General features: G+C 46.0%; 14 protein-coding genes. 3 read left to right on the top strand and 11 right to left on the bottom strand.

Features of this window, described 5'->3' with window-relative positions:
* Positions 1-10: 10 nt before the first annotated feature.
* From H8S65_RS14140 to rfbA, 8 genes are all read right to left on the bottom strand, one after another.
* A complete protein-coding gene (locus H8S65_RS14140) occupies positions 11-1,558 on the bottom strand; it encodes an acyl-CoA carboxylase subunit beta (RefSeq protein WP_186930573.1) in 1,548 nt (515 codons plus the stop codon).
* A gap of 24 nt (positions 1,559-1,582) precedes the next feature.
* The gene (gene def / locus H8S65_RS14145; protein ID WP_186930574.1) at positions 1,583-2,140 is read right to left on the bottom strand and encodes a peptide deformylase; all 558 of its coding nucleotides are present in this window, start codon (positions 2,138-2,140) and stop codon (positions 1,583-1,585) included.
* Between the two features lie 5 nt (positions 2,141-2,145).
* Positions 2,146-2,568 carry a Holliday junction resolvase RuvX gene (ruvX, locus tag H8S65_RS14150; protein ID WP_186930575.1) on the bottom strand — a complete coding sequence of 141 codons (423 nt, stop codon included), beginning with the start codon at positions 2,566-2,568 and terminating at the stop codon, positions 2,146-2,148.
* Between the two features lie 68 nt (positions 2,569-2,636).
* On the bottom strand, positions 2,637-4,034 hold the full coding sequence (locus H8S65_RS14155; RefSeq protein WP_186930576.1) for an undecaprenyl-phosphate glucose phosphotransferase: 1,398 nt from the start codon (positions 4,032-4,034) through the stop codon (positions 2,637-2,639).
* A gap of 100 nt (positions 4,035-4,134) precedes the next feature.
* Positions 4,135-5,283 (bottom strand): OmpA family protein, encoded by a 1,149-nt coding sequence (locus tag H8S65_RS14160; protein ID WP_186930577.1) that lies wholly within the window; start codon positions 5,281-5,283, stop codon positions 4,135-4,137.
* 111 nt (positions 5,284-5,394) lie between these two features.
* Entirely contained in the window at positions 5,395-6,546 is a 1,152-nt protein-coding gene (gene gmd / locus H8S65_RS14165) for a GDP-mannose 4,6-dehydratase (protein ID WP_186930578.1), read from the bottom strand.
* A 58-nt stretch (positions 6,547-6,604) separates the two neighbouring features.
* Positions 6,605-7,675, bottom strand: a complete 1,071-nt coding sequence (locus H8S65_RS14170) for a GDP-L-fucose synthase family protein (protein ID WP_186930579.1) — start codon at positions 7,673-7,675, stop codon at positions 6,605-6,607.
* Positions 7,668-8,552: a glucose-1-phosphate thymidylyltransferase RfbA gene (rfbA, locus tag H8S65_RS14175; protein ID WP_186930580.1), complete on the bottom strand. Its 885-nt coding sequence runs from the start codon at positions 8,550-8,552 to the stop codon at positions 7,668-7,670. Before rfbA ends, H8S65_RS14170 begins: the two co-directional genes overlap by 8 nt.
* Positions 8,553-8,743: 191 nt before the next feature.
* Between rfbA and H8S65_RS14180 the strand changes: the two genes are divergently transcribed.
* On the top strand, positions 8,744-9,346 hold the full coding sequence (locus H8S65_RS14180; RefSeq protein ID WP_186930581.1) for an HdeD family acid-resistance protein: 603 nt from the start codon (positions 8,744-8,746) through the stop codon (positions 9,344-9,346).
* 545 nt (positions 9,347-9,891) lie between these two features.
* On the opposite strand, the gene H8S65_RS14185 is transcribed toward H8S65_RS14180, so the two are convergent.
* Genes H8S65_RS14185 through H8S65_RS14195 form a run of 3 tightly spaced genes read right to left on the bottom strand, consistent with a single transcriptional unit; the run spans position 9,892 to position 14,507 of the window.
* Positions 9,892-10,896 (bottom strand): DUF4249 domain-containing protein, encoded by a 1,005-nt coding sequence (locus H8S65_RS14185; RefSeq protein ID WP_186930582.1) that lies wholly within the window; start codon positions 10,894-10,896, stop codon positions 9,892-9,894.
* A 17-nt stretch (positions 10,897-10,913) separates the two neighbouring features.
* Entirely contained in the window at positions 10,914-13,622 is a 2,709-nt protein-coding gene (locus H8S65_RS14190) for a TonB-dependent receptor (RefSeq protein ID WP_186930583.1), read from the bottom strand.
* 3 nt (positions 13,623-13,625) lie between these two features.
* The gene (locus H8S65_RS14195; protein ID WP_186930584.1) at positions 13,626-14,507 is read right to left on the bottom strand and encodes a FecR family protein; all 882 of its coding nucleotides are present in this window, start codon (positions 14,505-14,507) and stop codon (positions 13,626-13,628) included.
* Between the two features lie 202 nt (positions 14,508-14,709).
* On the opposite strand from H8S65_RS14195, the gene H8S65_RS14200 reads away from it, so the two are divergent.
* Both H8S65_RS14200 and trpB read left to right on the top strand, forming a co-directional pair.
* On the top strand, positions 14,710-15,978 hold the full coding sequence (locus H8S65_RS14200) for an ATP-binding protein (RefSeq protein ID WP_186930585.1): 1,269 nt from the start codon (positions 14,710-14,712) through the stop codon (positions 15,976-15,978).
* A gap of 273 nt (positions 15,979-16,251) precedes the next feature.
* Positions 16,252-17,439, top strand: coding sequence for a tryptophan synthase subunit beta (gene trpB / locus H8S65_RS14205; RefSeq protein ID WP_186930586.1), 1,188 nt, complete (start codon positions 16,252-16,254; stop codon positions 17,437-17,439).
* The last annotated feature ends 28 nt before the right edge of the window (positions 17,440-17,467 follow it).

Below are 17,467 nucleotides of genomic sequence, written 5' to 3' on the forward strand. Positions count from 1 at the left end.
ACAGCGTTAATTAGAACGGAGGCAATCCGTGCTTCTTAGCCGGTCTGTATTCCTCTTTCAATACAGAAAGTTTAAGTGCGTGAAGCAACAATGAACGTGTTTCTTTCGGCTCGATAACAGAATCGATGAATCCTTTGGACGCAGCCACGTAAGGATTTGCGAACTTCTCGATATATTCTTTCACCTTTTCCTGGCGCATAGCGTTCTGGTCTTCAGCTTCCATGATCTCCTTACGGAAGATAATGTTGGCCGCTCCTTCAGGTCCCATCACCGCAATTTCCGCACTCGGCCAAGCAAACATGAAGTCCGCATCCAAGTGGCGTGAATTCATGGCGATATAACCGCCACCGTAAGCCTTACGCAGGATAACCGTGATCTTGGGAACAGTCGCTTCGGAATAAGCATACAATACTTTTGCGCCGTGACGGATCACACCTGCATGTTCCTGGTCGACACCCGGCAAATAACCCGGCATATCTTCCAGCGTGATAATAGGAATATTGAAAGAATCGCAGAAACGGATAAAACGTGCAGCTTTATCGGCACTGTCGCAATCCAGCACACCTGCCAATACCATCGGCTGGTTGGCCACGAAACCGACTGTTTCACCCCCCATACGGCCGAAACCGATCACGATGTTGGCGGCCCATAATTCTTGTACTTCCAGGAAGTCGGAATCGTCAACGATACATTTGATTACGTCACGCACATCGTACGGCTGCTTCGGATCTGCCGGAACCACCTCGTCGATGTTCAACATTGCAGCCGGCTCCTTCGGTTCGATAGCCTTGGCATGCTGCTGGTTGTTCCAGGGGATGAAGCTGACGAGACGTTTAACCTGTTCGAAACATTCCTGCTCGCTCTGTGCATAGAAATGAGCATTACCGGTAATCTCGGCATGAACACGCGCGCCACCCAGGTCTTCCATAGAGATATCTTCGCCCAACACGGTCTTGATCACGTTCGGACCTGTAATAAACATCTTGGAGATATTTTCAACTACAAATACGAAGTCCGTCAAAGCCGGAGAATACACGGCCCCGCCGGCACACGGCCCCAGAATCAAAGAGATCTGCGGGATAACACCGGAAGCAATTGTATTGCGATAGAATATTTCACCATAACCCGCCAATGCGCCTACACCTTCCTGGATACGCGCACCACCCGAATCGTTGATACCAATAATCGGACATTTCATTTTCAGGGCATGATCCATGATCTTCGTGATCTTACGTGCGTGCTGCAAGCCTAACGAACCACCGGCAACCGTAAAGTCCTGTGCATAGATACAAACCGGAGCGCCGAAGATCGTACCTGTGCCTGTAACAACACCATCACCTGGTAAATCCTTCTTATCCATACCGAAATCGCGACCATCGTGCTTCACGAACAGGTCATATTCGTGGAAAGAATTCTTGTCCAACAAGGATAGAATACGATCACGGGCAGTCAATTTGCCCATTGCGATCTGCTTTTCGATAGCAGCCTCGCCTCCACCCATCTCAACGACGGCTTTCTTTTCCCTGAGGGCCTGAATGTTTTTACTTAAATCTGTCATACTGATTAGTTAATAGAGTTCTTATTACTTACCAACCGCTTTTGCCTTATACGAGCAACGGGCTGTACCTTTAATAATACTATTTAATTTGCTTTTATTCAACTGGCGGCGGATTCCGGAAATATTGTCGATGAAAACATGGCCTTCCAGATGTTCGCACTCATGCTGCACGACACGGGCTGCAAATCCTTCCACCGTTTCTTCATGTTCTTTCAAGTCTTCATCCAGGTATTTGACACGTATTTTTGTCGAACGGGATACTTTCTCATGCACACCCGGCAAACTCAGGCAACCTTCTTCCATCGAAACCTCTTCTTCGCTTTTTTCAAGGAAAACAGGATTGATCATTGCACGCTTGAAGCCTTTGCATTCAGGAAAATCATCTCCCATCACGTCGGCGTCGATTACCAGAAGACGCAATGACAAACCGACCTGCGGAGCGGCCAGCCCTACGCCATCGGCATTGTACATCGTCTCAAACATATTGGCTACCAATTGTTTCAGATCCGGGTAGTCCATCGGAACTTCTTCAGCCTCTTTTCTTAACACAGGCTGTCCATATAAATATACTGGTAAAATCATAACTTTTATAACTGATATTTCTTATTTTCCAAATATGATTGCAAGATAATAACGGCACTGATCTCGTCTACCAATCCTTTATCCTGCCTTTTCTTTTTTTTCAGTCCTCCGTCCAGCATTGCCTTATGTGCCAAAACGGAAGTAAACCGTTCGTCGTAATATTCCACCGGAATGTTCGGAATAGTCCGCTTCAGATGTGTCACAAAAGCTTCCACATATTTCATATTTTCTGAAGGTTCGTTGTTCATCTGTTTCGGAAGTCCGACGACAAACCGTTCAACGGGTTCATGTGAGACATAATCAGCCAGAAACTTTGTCAGTTCACCGCTCGGCACGGTTGTCAGTCCGTTTGCAATCATCTGCAAGGTATCTGTAACAGCCAACCCGGTACGTTTCCGGCCATAATCAATTGCTATAATCCTTCCCATCGGGCACAAAGATAACATAAATTCAGTTCCCAATTACACATATATATAAAAAGTGTGCAATTTAATGCTTAGTATGCGTTCTTTTCTCCTTTGAACATATTGAGAACCGTTACGACTATAATCTTAAGATCCAGGAAGAAAGACCAGTTCTCGATATACCATACATCTCGTTTCACACGGCCTTCCATTTGTTCCAATGTTTTCGTTTCTCCCCTGTATCCTGTCACCTGCGCCCAACCTGTCACCCCCGGTTTAACCAGGTGGCGGACCATATACTTGTCGATCAGGGCAGAGTATTGTTCGGTATGTTTCAGCATGTGGGGACGCGGCCCTACGACCGACATTTCTCCTCTCAACACATTAATAAACTGGGGGAACTCATCCAGGTTCGTCCGACGAAGAAAATCTCCGACCTTCGTCTTGCGCGGGTCGTTTTTCACAGCCTGCAAGGAATCCGCCTGTGCATTAACTTTCATCGTACGAAATTTATAACACCTGAAATCCTGCCCGTACAATCCCGTTCTTTTTTGCTTGAACAAGATCGGTCCCGGAGAACTGAGTTTGATCATGATACCGACCACGACATACAGTATCGGGAATATAGTCACCAGAATTATAGTAGAAAAAAGAATATCGAATGCACGTTTCAACGCCCGGTTGTAGGCAGCCTGCAAAGGCTCGCGACGGACAGTCATCAAAGGGATAGACTCCAATACCTCCATCACAAGACTCTTCTTCAAGTTTCGATAGAATTCCGGCACGATATAAAAACGGATCATATGTTTCTCTGCAAAATTCAGCAAACGCACGATCTTTTCATCATTCGTACCCGGCAAAGTACAGTAGATTTCATCCACATCATTTGCCAACACAAAGCTTTCCACCTCATTCGTCATTCCCAAATAATTCGGCAGGACAGATTTCAAGGACAGATTATCATCAAAGAATCCCAGGATATTGAAGCCGTACGACAAATCGTCCTTCATGACCTTATACAACTCCATCCCGTTCTTTCCGGCCCCGACAATCACGATCTTCTTAAAGTTATATCCTTTCCGGCGGTACATCTTCAAAGTCACACGCACAATAACACGCCACAACGAAAATATAACGACCGTAACGATATAATAAATCAGCAGGAAAGTAGCCAGCACGTCCCCGACATTCAGGAAAATCAGACAGGTGGCAAACAGGAAAGTCATAATCGTAACCAAAAGAAACGCCCTCTGCACAATCTTGTCAATAAAGACAATGGACATATGCAATTGCAAAGGGACAAAATAGAGGGAGAAGAAATAGCAGAAATTCAACAAAAGCACCACCTCACGCAAGCTTCCGGTGATAGCAGATGTATAAAAATTATTCAACCCATAGTAGACTATAAAGAAAAGAAGATTCAGAACGATCAGATCCCCAACGCCTATTAACCATTGAATAAGGTAACCATGTTTTTTATTTAACTCCATAACAACGCGCTAAAATCATGCAAAAATAAGCATTATTTCCGAGCAAAAAAAAGGCTGCACACGATTATGTGCAGCCTTTCGGGATATAATCAAAAATTAATTAATTATTTGCAGACATGATAACAACGCGGTTCCAGTTGTTTTCGCTATACGGTTGAACGTCAGAACCCTTCCATTCGATTGTGATCTGGTTAGAAGAGATACCGTATTTATCGATCAACTCTTTAGCAACGGCTCTTGCACGTTTTTCAGAAAGCTGCATATTGTAAGAACCTGTACCTGTTTTCTTATCAGCATAACCGATAACCTTGATAGGCACATTGTTATCTTTCATGAACTGTGCAGTATTAAAGATGCTAACCTGCTGGTTCTTGTCGATCTTAGCGCTATTGATACGGAAGTATACCACATTGTCTACATAGTTATTAACAACGTTAGTTACAACTTCTTCACATTCAGGACAAGAAACCGGGCGTTTGCTCAATTCGTCGTTTTCTGCACGCAAAGCATTGATCTGTCCGTTCAGGTCGTTCAGCAAAGCGTAGTCCATCGGTTCCAATACTTCGAAATCAGTCTTACCCAGTTTGAAAGTCAAACCTGCGCTCAACTGTCCGATACCGTCAGTCAGGTGATACATAGAAACACGGTTAAACTGTTCGTTCAGCAATGAACCCTGAACTTCAACATTCAAATCTACACGTTTGCTCAAACGGAATGCAGTCAGGATACCGAAGTTGACCGTCGGAGATTCTGTTCTTGCAATACCCCTGTTATCATCAGAGTTCTTGAAACGCTGTGCATAACCAAGACCGATCCACGGAATCAAACGGAACACCTTCTTTTCGTTATAAGGAGCCCAGAAATTAGTTACATCCCATAACAAATCGGCATGAGCAGCTGCATATTTATTATGCTGCATAAATGTAGCACCTGTATTTTCAAAACCATGCAACACACCACCATTCAACTGGAGACGCAGGGCCAAATACGGATTAAACCATTTACCAACAGAGAACTGAGGAGCGAAATTCAAACGATTCTTGAAATCGGCTTCACTGTTCTGATCACCAAATAAAACACTTGCGCCACCTGCAATAGAGATAAACCAGTTGTCGCCAGCTTTGTTCTTTTTGAAGTTTGTTTTATAGCCTGCCTCATTGCTAAATCCAACCTGCGGTTTAAATTCCTGTGCAGACACAGAGAAAACAAAACCTGATAACAAAGCTAAAAGTAATACTTTAGTCTTCATATTCATCAACATTTTAATTAAACAATCAATTACCTATAATATTTGCTCAAATATAGTGCAAAATTAACTCTTTTTCTAATTATAACAAATAAAAACAGTAAAAGTTCGACTTTACTCGAAATAATTCAATATTTCATAGCCACCTTTTCTAAGATACGATTCTTTCTTCATCAACTTTATATCGTTCAACATCATATCCTCTATTAAAGCGGCCAAATCGTACTTGGGTTCCCATCCCAAACGGGTATGTGCCTTTGTCGCATCGCCGATCAACAAATCGACTTCGGTCGGACGGAAATACTGGGGATCGACACCAACGACCTCATCTCCAATCCGTTTCCTGAGATTATCGAGATAAGCCTCACCGACTCTTTCAATAAACACATCTTCGTCAATATAGTTTAAGACAGCCACCTCGTTAACATTTTCTCCTTTAAAAATAATTTCCACGCCTATCTCGGCGAACGCCATTTTCAAGAAATCGCGGATGGTTGTCGTAATCCCCGTCGCAATGACGTAATCAGACGGCTCGTCCTGCTGGAGGATGGCATACATCGCACGGACATAGTCTTTTGCATGTCCCCAGTCACGTTTGGAAGAAAGATTCCCCATGTAAACTTTTTTCTGCATGCCTAAGGCAATACGGGAGACAGCCCGCGTCACCTTACGGGTCACGAACGTTTCCCCTCTCAGAGGAGATTCATGGTTGAACAAAATGCCGTTCGATGCATGCATTTTATATGCCTCACGATAGTTCACCGTTATCCAGTAACCGTAAAGTTTGGCTACGGCATACGGACTTCTCGGATAAAAAGGAGTCGTCTCTTTCTGCGGGACTTCCTGTACCAAGCCATAAAGTTCGGATGTGGAAGCCTGGTAAATGCGTGTCTTGGGAATCAGGTTCAGCAGGCGAACCGCTTCCAGAATACGCAAAACACCCAGACCATCGGCATTAGCCGTATATTCGGGAGTATCGAAACTTACTTTCACATGACTCATGGCCGCTAAATTATAGATTTCATCCGGCTGTATCTCACCGATGATACGAGTCAGGTTCAAACTGTCGGTCAGGTCACCATAATGCAGTATCAGATTACGGTTTTCCACATGCGGGTCCTGATAAAGATGGTCGATACGATCCGTGTTGAACATGGACGACCGGCGCTTGATACCGTGCACTACATATCCTTTCTTAATCAGATACTCGGCCAGGTAAGCCCCGTCCTGTCCTGTTATTCCTGTTATTAAAGCAACTTTACTCATCGTTTTTAAACGGAAGACGAAACATCCTCCCTATTTTTAAATTTTTAATTCTCAATTTTCAATTCTCCAAATACCAGCTATAAAGGCGTTCAACCCCTTCGTCTACTTCAATCGTATGATGCCAGCCCAAGGCATGCAACTTCGTGACATCCGTCAGTTTGCGCATCGTCCCGTCCGGTTTGGACGAATTAAATACGATATCACCTGTAAAACCGACCTTTTCACGGATTAGGAAAGCCACTTCACGGATAGAAAGTTCCTTTCCAGTACCTATATTGATATGCGTATTCCGGATATCGCCGGCAGCAGGACGGACGTCGGCAAAATCGACCTTCTCCATCACATAGACGGAAGCATCCGCCATCTCCTCGCTCCAAAGAAACTCACGAAGCGGTTTGCCTGTGCCCCACAACTCCACTTTACCGGGATAGATGCCGTACTTGGCAAGAATATCCAATATTTCGGATTCGGAAGCATCGCCGGATACGTTTTCAACCGGACGTGCATTCAGATCCTTCCGGACGGAACCCCAATCCCCTTCGGAAAGACATTTGCCTAAATGTATTTTACGAATCATGGCAGGAAGCACATGCGAAGTCTCCAGGTTGAAATTATCATTCGGACCATACAGGTTGGTCGGCATCACTGCGATATAGTTAGTCCCGTATTGCAGGTTATAGCTCTCGCACATCTTGATCCCCGCTATCTTGGCAATCGCATAGGGTTCATTCGTATATTCGAGAGGCGAAGTGAGCAAGCAATCCTCCGGCATCGGTTGCGGGGCATTTCCCGGATAAATACAAGTACTGCCCAAGAACAGGAGTTTCTTTACCTTATTCAGATAAGAAGCATGAATCACATTGTTCTGAATCATCAGATTCTGGTAAATAAAGTCGGCCCGGTAACGGCTGTTCGCCATAATCCCTCCGACATGGGCGGCCGACAGGAACACATATTCCGGCTTCTCGGTTGCAAAGAAATCATGAACTGCCTGCTGGTCGGTCAAATCCAGTTCCGCATGCGTACGCAGGACAAAGTTCGTGTAACCTTTTGCCTTCAGGTTCTTCAGGATGGCGGAACCGACCAGTCCCCGATGGCCTGCTACAAATATTTTACTATCCTTATTCATTCTCTTCTTTTATCAAATTCAGCAGATATTGTCCATACTGGTTCTTCAGCATCGGAGTGGCAACCCGCCTCAACCGTTCTGCATCGATCCAGCTGTTCCGGTAAGCGACTTCCTCCAGGCAGGCAATTTTCAACCCTTGCCGTTTCTCTATCACCTCGACGAAGGTAGAGGCTTCGGAAAGGGAATCGTGCGTGCCGGTGTCAAGCCATGCAAAACCACGCCCTAAGAGCTGAACTTTCAGTTCTTCATCCTTCAGGAATTCCTGGTTGACAGTCGTAATCTCCAGTTCGCCGCGGGCGGAAGGTTTAATCCGTTTGGCTACTTCCACCACCTTATTCGGGTAGAAATAGAGACCGACAACCGCATAATTCGATTTCGGGCATGCCGGTTTTTCTTCAATGCTCAATACATTTCCCGCCCCATCGAATTCGGCCACGCCATAACGTTCCGGATCATTGACATAGTAACCGAAGACTGTTGCTTTTTGTTTGTTTTCCGCATTGGCTACGGCGCCTTTTAGCATAGCGGTGAAGCTCTGTCCGTAAAAGATATTGTCGCCCAAAACCAGGCAAACGGAATCATTTCCTATAAACTCCTCCCCGATCAAAAAAGCTTGTGCCAATCCGTCCGGTGAAGGTTGTTCGGCATACTCGAAACGGACGCCATAATCGGAACCGTCTCCTAACAGACGACGAAAACCGGGAAGATCCTGTGGTGTGGAAATCACCAGTATCTCACGTATTCCTGCCAGCATCAATACAGAGACCGGATAGTAGATCATCGGTTTGTCATAAATAGGTAATAACTGCTTTGAAACCCCTTTGGTTATCGGATACAAACGCGTGCCGGACCCTCCTGCTAAAACAATACCTTTCATAATCTTCTATGATTTATGATTTATGATTTTAGATTTATGTATCAATGGTAAATCCAAAACCATAAATTCTTAATAAATATAACGGAGGGCAAATGTATTAAAAATAATTCACTTTACCGGCCCGGTGAAACTTTTCTTTCCAAAGGTTTGTTACAAAGTAGATTTCAAAATAATTAAAAAACGAATTTATTATGAAGACTTTTATTGACACAATCAACTTCGGAGTAAAAAACTGGTGGGTTTCCCTGCTGCTGGGCCTGCTTTATATCCTTATTGCAATCTGCCTGATGTTCACACCGCTGGCAAGTTATGTTGCACTGAGTGTTTTGTTCAGCGTTTCCATGTTTGTCAGCGGCACACTGGAAATCCTCTTTGCCGTCACCAATAAAAAGAATATCTCCAGTTGGGGCTGGTATTTAGCAAGCGGCATCATCGACCTGATTTTAGGTATCTACCTGATGGCCAATATCGGCCTGAGTATGGCAGTGCTGCCTTTCATCGTCGCCTTCTGGCTGATGTTCCGCGGTTTCGCTTCAACCGGCTACGCTATGGACCTGAAACGTTACGGAACACGCAACTGGGGTTGGTATATGGCTTTCGGCATACTGGCGATCCTTTGCAGTATCGGCATTATCTGGCAACCGGGCCTCGGAGCGTTATCACTTGTTTATATGATCGCGTACACCTTGCTGATCATCGGAATCTTCCGTGTTATGCTTTCCTTCGAATTGAAGAGCCTGCACAAACGGAATAAAGAATACTACGAAGAACAGGATGCCAGGGAAACAGATTGACTTTCCTGTTTTTACCCTTATAGCCTGATAACCGCATTGCTGTCTTACACAAGGTTGTCGACTTGCATAAGGTGAACCTTCCAAGAAGGTGTGTCAAAACAGCCTTGTTCCCGCGCCCCGCGCGGGATCGCATGAAAACTGGCCGTATAAATATCTGATCGATAAGGCCTGTTCTTTTGCGACGCCGCGCGAGGCGCGGGGACAAGTACATTTTGACACACCGCTTTATGACTCAAACCAGTCAAAAAACGGACTTATGCCAAACGAGTTTATATAGAAAAAAAATACAAGAACCCCTCCAAAAAGGCAGATATATGTATCTTTCTAATATTCAAATCTTTGCCAAATGCCTTGTTTCTTAAAAAATATTACCCGCGCGGATAATTCGAAGTATATGGGGTCTAAAATCAAATTTCATGCGCTACTGTTTCGATTCGGACCAACGGGTATTTCGGGAAACTATACAATAAGTCAGGAATGACAATAAGTTTGCTTCAAGAAAATTCGAACCAGCAATCAATATCTAATTATGGTTATCATTATAATCATTCGATGGAGAAAGGTGGCCGGTCGATCATCCGCAAGGTTACCCGCTGTTCGGAGGAAGCTCCGATAAAACCTAAGCCGCCCGATACGTTCTGAGGGACGATGACCGGCTCCATAAAGGTTTCGTTATAATCTTCCGAATTCAGACAGTTCATCGCACGTAAATAACGATAATAAGATTGCGATATGCTCAACAAGCGGACTGTAACATCCAAGTAAAAATGATCTTTTCTATTTGATTCGCTAATATATGGGATAGAGGTGTAGACTTTAAGAGTGTACGAACCATTTTCAAAACGACCGTCCGTGAAAACATTGCTGAGATTACGGACAGTCAAGTCCAGGATGCCGAATTTATCGTCGTCGGTAGTCGTAAGATGCCCGTCAGTCAACACGATATCCTCCTGGTTGATAATTTCGGGATAAGAGGAAAAGGGACCGTATTCGATGCCATCTTCCGAAGAAATCCGGTATGTATTTTCTTCGATAATAAGACGGTAATAGTTTTTCTCGTTCGGACGGTCGTGGATCGTTATTTTGTATTGCATACAATCCATCATACTGGAATTGCCCTTCAGTTGCGTACGGAGCGTATCTACACGGATGGTTTCCTCGATCGGCAGCGGGATTTCCACCTCGCAGCCAGCCTGGTATTGCCCGTCTTCGGCTGTCGCTTCAAAGCGGATGTGATCACCGGGGCGGAAAGGGGTTTTCAACGTGCAATTGGGAGCATTGAAAGAACCATAGATCTTCTCCACCTGCGCCGTTTCGGTCTTTTCGCCGTTGACATATACGGTGATGGAACCATTGGAAACATAATCCGTCTGCTGCTCATCGGCATCGATCATGCATAGGGACACTCCGTTTTCTTCCTTTCCGGCTTCGAGAAAGGCGTTCATCAGAAGTTGCGGGGCTTGCGGCTTGTTCATGTATGGAAGTTCATTCTCACAAGCTGGGAACAGCATGGAAGTTAGCATGAATAATATGGATAAATTCTTTTTCATATTCTATTCCTTTTTTATTAGAACCGGTACGTATAGGTAATCGAAGGGATACAGGGCAGAAGCGTTTGCTTTATCAGCCTTGTTTTCCGTTTCCAGGTCGTATCATAGCTACCGTCCGGTTTAGTATGCTGTACTCCGATATATTCTTCTTCCTTATAGACAAGATTCGGAGTCATGGCATTGTAGGCGTTATAGATCGAAATATTCCAGGTCTGCATGCCACGGCGCAGTTTCTTATGGAAATTGATGCTCAGGTTCAACCGGTGGCTGACAGGGAGGCGGTAATTGTTGCGATGGGAAATGTAGTCGATCAGGTTACCAGATGCCGTTCCGGTACGCTGTTCGGCAACCGTAGCCGTTCCGCCCGTATTGAAAATCCAGGTGATCCCTATATCCGTTTTCTTGCTGAAAGCATGGTTCACACAGAGATTGATGTTGTGGCGGCGGTCGTATTTATAAGGGAAACGCTCGCCGTTGTTGACCGTCCCGTCCTTGAACCGGCGGTCGCTCTTGGCGATCGTATATCCCAACCATCCCGTTGTTTTCCCGATGGTCTTCTGTGCTAAAATCTCCAGGCCGAACGAGCGTCCCCGCCCCATCTCCACCTTTTCCTGCCATCCGCCGGATGATCCGAAAAAGGTGGCGCCATCCTGGTATTCCAAGACATTATACATATCCTTATAATAGCTTTCCAGAGAGAACTCCCACCCTTTCACACCGGTATAATAGCCGCCGGCAGCATACTGGAAGGAGCGCATCGGGCGGATGTTTTTAGTAACCGGAACCCACAAATCGGTCGGCAGCGAAATCGGTGAGGATGACAGCAGGTGCACATACTGTTCCATCTGTGTGAAGGAGGCCTTTGCCGCAAAATCGTCATGAAAGCGATAACGGGCAGAGAGACGAGGCTGTGCCGACAGGTAGCCTCTCCCTTGTGTGGAAAACAAGGAGAGATGGATGCCCGCATTCAGGCTCAGACGGTCGCCGATATCGGCATTGTCTTCGGCATAAAGCGAGAACTCGTGCCCGTGCAGATAGCTGTTCGAGGAATCGTTGTAGACGGTATCCTGTGCCGTCTGCCCGTCTGCGGCTTCTTTCACACGCGAGGTCGTCACCTCCGGCCGGAAGGTATGATACAGATAGGAAAGCCCGAACTTGACATGATGGTCGGGGACAGGCATATAATCGAAGTCCGTATGGAAACTCCAGTCATGTATACCGGAACGGTAATCGGAATTATAGACATACGATTCATTTTTATCGGCTACCAGATTGCCATCCTTGTCCGTTTCGATGATGTCTTTCCGGTAACTGTCTGCCATGCTCATCTGGTAATGGTTGTATGCAACGGTCGTATTGCTGAATAATTTGCTGTTGAAGACATAATTCCACCGTCCGGCGGCAATCGTGTTCCCCCAGTTGAAATCGATCCGGCTGTTGTAGAAATACATGCTCGGCCCATAGTTATTCGAATAGCCGTCATATTCCTTGTCCTGCTTATAGTCGTAATGGTCTTTCCCTTTGTAGAAACTGAGGAACAGGCGGCTGCGGTCGGAAAACTTGTGGTTCACCTTGGCATTGATATCATAGAAATAGTAATTGTATTTCTTGTCCTCCGGCAGGAACGGCCTTGCCACCAGGTCGAGATAGGTGCGGCGACCGGTCAGGCAAAAGGATGTTTTATCTTTCAGGATCGGACCTTCGAGATGCAGCTTACTGGTCAGCAGGCCGATGCTGACCGTGCCGTGGTAATTCTGCATATCGCCGTCGTTTGTCCGGATATCCACGATAGAAGACAGACGGCCTCCGTAGCGGGCAGGAAAGGAACCTTTGAAAAGCGTGACCTTTTTCATCGCTTCCGGGGTAAAGATGGAGAACACGCCTAACATATGGTCGGCATTATAGATAGGGATGCCATCCAAAAGGATCAGGTTCTGATCCTGTCCGCCACCCCGCACATACAGTCCGCTGAAACCTTCTGTTCCGGCCTGTACGCCAGGCATCAACTGGATCGTCTTGAGGATGTCGGCCTCTCCCAAGATAGCCGGAGTATTCCTGATCTGCGTCATCGGGATGTCTAACGTGCTCATAGCCGTTGCCCGAATGCCTGTCTCTTTCTTATCGGAAAGGACGACGACTTCCGCCAACTGGTTGTTGGTCCGCAGGCGGATGTTCATCACGGTGTCCCGGCTTAACAGGAAACGGCAATGCTTGGTTTCATATCCTAAATATGAAAAGGAAAGCCCGGCCTCTCCTTCCGGCAAGGTGAGGCTGTAGAACCCGAAAGGGTTTGTCGAAGTCCCGGCATGATGGCTGGATTCTAAGATATTGGCGCCGATCAGCGTTTCCGACGATATGGAATCGGTAATATATCCGCTGACCGTATATTTACGGGAAAGAGGCCGCTCGCCTAACAAGATGTGCGTGCCGGAGATTTTAAACGTGACCGCTTCCTGCCCGAATGCATGTTGCAGGATTTCCTCGACGGTCTTCCGGCGGACATCGAGGGTGACGGGCTGCCGGAGCCGTACCTTTTCGCTATAGATAAACGAGAAGCCGGTGGAATCCTCCAACTGGCGGACGAAAGCGTCCAGTGTGGCCTGCCGGACCTGGAAGTCCAGACGCGCCGCCCGGTCCTGTGCGGCGAGCGGCGCAATTCTGAAAACTATCCATAATAGAAGAATAAGCCGGGTGAGCCGGCGGAGACAATATAGGTAATAATTCATGACTTAGTTAAGTTTAGAATGGATCAAGATCGTGTCATTCGCCTTTGCATAACTGAAATTACCGGCTGACTGAAGCAGATCGAGCATCTGATCCAAACTCTCGCCTTCGGTAAAATGCGCCCTGATACGAAAATCCTTTATATCTTCATCCGTAATCCTGATTTTCACATGAAAAGCATTTGACAGCTCCCGTGCAATCTCCTGCAACGGCAGATAGTCAAAATGGAAATGGCCGTCGCGCCAGCCGGTAGCCGCATCGCTTTCCTCTGTTTTTTCTTCCTGCAGCGTTTTACCGGCCCGGTTATAAATGGCGCTTTCTCCGGGAGAAAGCGTAATCCGGCTGCTTCCAGCCGGCGCACTGACGGCTACGGAACCTTCCAACAGGGTCGTCTTCACTTCTGCATCGCCGGGATAGGCATCAACATTAAAATGTGTTCCGAGCACTTCGACCTCGACCGGGTCCGCTTTCACGATAAAGGGATGCCGGGCGTCTTTCTCGACTTCGAAATAAGCCTCTCCCTGCAATTGCACTTCCCTCCTGCCCTCTTTGAAACGGTCCGGATAAGTCAAAGAGGAATAGCGGTTCAGCGTCACTTTCGTCTGGTCCGGCAAAGTGATTACCGATATGGCTGCACCGGCTGAAACTGTTTGCATCGTTGCCGGCTTCCGGTAATCATAGACAAACCAGCTTGCAAGGCAGAGAAGGACGGATGCGGCAACAGCTCCCGCCAGACGGAACAGCCTCAACCGCTTTGTCCGGGGAGAAACGATCTGTCTCTCCAACAACTTCCAACTTTCGGGAGCGGAATAGCGTCCGCGGGGCGAACGCGTGGAGGCGATGAGCTTGTCTAATGTCTTTTCTATATAATCGTGCGAAGGTTCCATGCTTTTCTCTTCTACTTGATTTCAGAGATAAAGACAGGCGGGAAAAAGAAACTCACTATGTGTTTTATATAAAAGTAAATGTAAGTTTGTTAAAAAGTATTACAACATGATAATCTTTGCACTCTATGGAGAGCATATTTTGAGCATTTATGCTTTCCATATAAAGCAAAAGTCGTATATTTGTATTCAAAGTCAGACGATCATGGATAAATCAATTATCAAATCAATCATCCTTCAGAACCAGGAACGAATAGAAGCAATTCCCTTGCAAAAGCGGAAGATGGACTTCGATGAAAAAGGGAATTATGTACTGGTAGGGCTTCGCCGTGCCGGAAAGTCTTTCATGCTTTACCAAAATATACAGGAACGGATCCGAACCGGTAAATCTCAACGCGAAGATATTCTATACATCAATTTTGAAGACGACCGGCTTCAAATAGGAGGCCTGGAAGATTTTGACACGCTGATAACAGCCTATCACGAAATATACACTGAACGTAAGCCTATCGTTTATTTAGATGAAATCCAGATCATCAACGGATGGGAAAAATTCGCAAGACGCTTGGCCGACACTCAATACCGCGTGTTCATTACAGGCAGCAATGCCAACATGTTGAGCCGGGAGATAGCGACCACTTTGGGAGGAAGATTCATAGCCAGAGAGATATACCCGTTTTCTTTTGAAGAATATCTGATCTACAAAGGCATCAAGCTGGATGCCAACTGGGAATACGCTCCTATTGCGACAAAAGTAAGGGGACTGTTTGATGAATATTTCCATTACGGCGGATTTGCAGAGATATTCAATCGGGCGGACAAAAGGGAATGGATAAACAGTTTATGCCAGAAAATCCTATTGGGAGATATCATTGCAAGAAATGATATCAGAAATGCTCCGCTAATTCGCCTATTAGTAAAAAAACTCGCCGAAAGCGTGATGCAACCCACTACACAGACCCGGCTTTTAAACATATTGCAATCGACCGGCATCAAATTAGGACGAAATACGATCAGTGAGTATCTTTCGTACATGGATGATGCTTTTCTTACGTTTAGCATTACAAACTATACCGATAGTTTGGCAGAGCGTATCTCCAACCTAAAACGATATTTCAGCGATAACGGATTGCTCAACAACTATCTGTTCGATCCTACCACCAAACTATTGGAAAATCTGGTGGCCGTAACCTTACTCAAGAAGTATGGAGGATATGAAGAAGACAATTTGTATTACTATAACAAGGGAGTAGAAGTCGACTTTTATGTGCCTTCTCAGGAATTGGCGATTCAAGTATCCTACAATATCAGCGATCTCGATACACGGGAACGCGAAACAAAAGCTCTATATAAAATGGCTACGGTATTCCCGCTGAAGAAGCTCATGATTATCACAATGGATCAAGAGACTACTATCCAAGAAGACGAGAACAGCATCGAAGTGATCCCTATTTGGAAATGGTTGCTAAAATAAAGTAAACTAAAAATAAAAAAACAGCCGAATTATTTGCAGTTTGTCAGAGAATGCATATATTTGCTGCCGTAATAACAACAAAAGTCATGAGAATAATTATAGTAAATACATATTGGTGGTGGCGCTCTTTACAACTCACAAGGTCGTAAGGAACCAGCCCTCATGTATATACTATCGTGATATAATAAAAGGTCTGTCGCACTTGCGGCAGGCCTTTTTTCGTTTAAGGCAAAGATTCGAAAAGACAAAAAATAAATAATAACAGATAGAACGATGAAAACGTATCAAGTTGACGAAAATGGGTATTATGGTGAGTTTGGAGGGGCGTATGTGCCCGAAATACTTCACCAGTGTGTGGAAAATTTGCAGAAGAAGTATCAGGAAGTATTGGAGAGTGATAGCTTCAAGAAAGAATTCAGCCAGTTGCTTCGGGACTATGTCGGACGCCCCTCCCCTCTTTACCTGGCTAAAAGGCTGAGCGGGAAGTATGGCTGCAAGATATATCTGAAGCGCGAGGATCTGAACCATACCGGCGCTCATAAGATCAACAACACGATCGGACAGATCTTGCTGGCACGCCGGATGGGGAAAACCCGCATCATCGCCGAGACGGGAGCCGGGCAGCATGGCGTGGCGACCGCTACCGTATGCGCGTTGATGAATATGGAATGTATCGTCTATATGGGTAAGACGGATGTGGAACGCCAGCATGCAAACGTGCAGAAGATGGAGATGTTGGGCGCAACGGTCGTCCCCGTTACTTCTGGCAATATGACGCTGAAAGATGCGACCAACGAGGCGATCCGCGACTGGTGCTGCCACCCTTCCGACACATATTATATCATCGGATCAACAGTCGGTCCTCACCCTTATCCGGATATGGTGGCGCGTTTGCAATCCGTCATTAGCGAAGAGATCAAAAAGCAGTTGTTGGAACAGGAAGGACGTGACTATCCGGATTATCTGATCGCCTGTGTGGGTGGCGGAAGCAACGCTGCCGGGACGATCTACCATTTTATTGATGACGAACGGGTAAAAATCGTTCTTGCCGAAGCAGGCGGTTTGGGGATTACGACCGGACAAAGCGCGGCAACCATCCAGTTAGGCAGGAAAGGCATCATACATGGGGCGCGTACGTTAGTGATGCAAAACGAGGACGGGCAGATCGAAGAACCTTATTCCATCTCTGCCGGACTGGACTATCCGGGTATCGGACCGATCCATGCCAACCTGTCGGAAACCCACCGGGCTACGATTCTTGCCGTCAACGACGATGAAGCGTTAGAAGCGGCTTTTTGCCTGACGCAGATCGAGGGGATTATCCCGGCACTTGAAAGTGCACACGCATTAGGGGCATTACCCAAGATTAAATTCAAACCGGAAGACGTCGTTGTCCTGACGGTATCGGGCCGGGGAGATAAGGATATGGAGACGTATATTAAGTATAAGAATAAAAAGTAACCGATCCCTCCTTCGGGAGGATAATAAT

The sequence above is a fragment of the Parabacteroides hominis genome, from assembly GCF_014287585.1.
In the GTDB taxonomy this organism is placed as follows: domain Bacteria; phylum Bacteroidota; class Bacteroidia; order Bacteroidales; family Tannerellaceae; genus Parabacteroides; species Parabacteroides hominis.

Excerpts from the sequence above, each read along its gene's own strand:
- H8S65_RS14140 (WP_186930573.1), bottom strand. The coding sequence starts at position 1,558 with ATGACAGATTTAAGTAAAAACATTCAGGCCCTCAGGGAAAAGAAAGCC.
- H8S65_RS14195 (WP_186930584.1), bottom strand. The coding sequence starts at position 14,507 with ATGGAACCTTCGCACGATTATATAGAAAAGACATTAGACAAGCTCATC.
- trpB (WP_186930586.1), top strand. The coding sequence starts at position 16,252 with ATGAAAACGTATCAAGTTGACGAAAATGGGTATTATGGTGAGTTTGGA.
- H8S65_RS14160 (WP_186930577.1), bottom strand. The coding sequence starts at position 5,283 with ATGAAGACTAAAGTATTACTTTTAGCTTTGTTATCAGGTTTTGTTTTC.
- def (WP_186930574.1), bottom strand. The coding sequence starts at position 2,140 with ATGATTTTACCAGTATATTTATATGGACAGCCTGTGTTAAGAAAAGAG.
- H8S65_RS14155 (WP_186930576.1), bottom strand. The coding sequence starts at position 4,034 with ATGGAGTTAAATAAAAAACATGGTTACCTTATTCAATGGTTAATAGGC.
- H8S65_RS14190 (WP_186930583.1), bottom strand. The coding sequence starts at position 13,622 with ATGAATTATTACCTATATTGTCTCCGCCGGCTCACCCGGCTTATTCTT.
- H8S65_RS14200 (WP_186930585.1), top strand. The coding sequence starts at position 14,710 with ATGGATAAATCAATTATCAAATCAATCATCCTTCAGAACCAGGAACGA.
- H8S65_RS14180 (WP_186930581.1), top strand. The coding sequence starts at position 8,744 with ATGAAGACTTTTATTGACACAATCAACTTCGGAGTAAAAAACTGGTGG.
- rfbA (WP_186930580.1), bottom strand. The coding sequence starts at position 8,552 with ATGAAAGGTATTGTTTTAGCAGGAGGGTCCGGCACGCGTTTGTATCCG.
- H8S65_RS14170 (WP_186930579.1), bottom strand. The coding sequence starts at position 7,675 with ATGAATAAGGATAGTAAAATATTTGTAGCAGGCCATCGGGGACTGGTC.
- gmd (WP_186930578.1), bottom strand. The coding sequence starts at position 6,546 with ATGAGTAAAGTTGCTTTAATAACAGGAATAACAGGACAGGACGGGGCT.
- H8S65_RS14185 (WP_186930582.1), bottom strand. The coding sequence starts at position 10,896 with ATGAAAAAGAATTTATCCATATTATTCATGCTAACTTCCATGCTGTTC.
- ruvX (WP_186930575.1), bottom strand. The coding sequence starts at position 2,568 with ATGGGAAGGATTATAGCAATTGATTATGGCCGGAAACGTACCGGGTTG.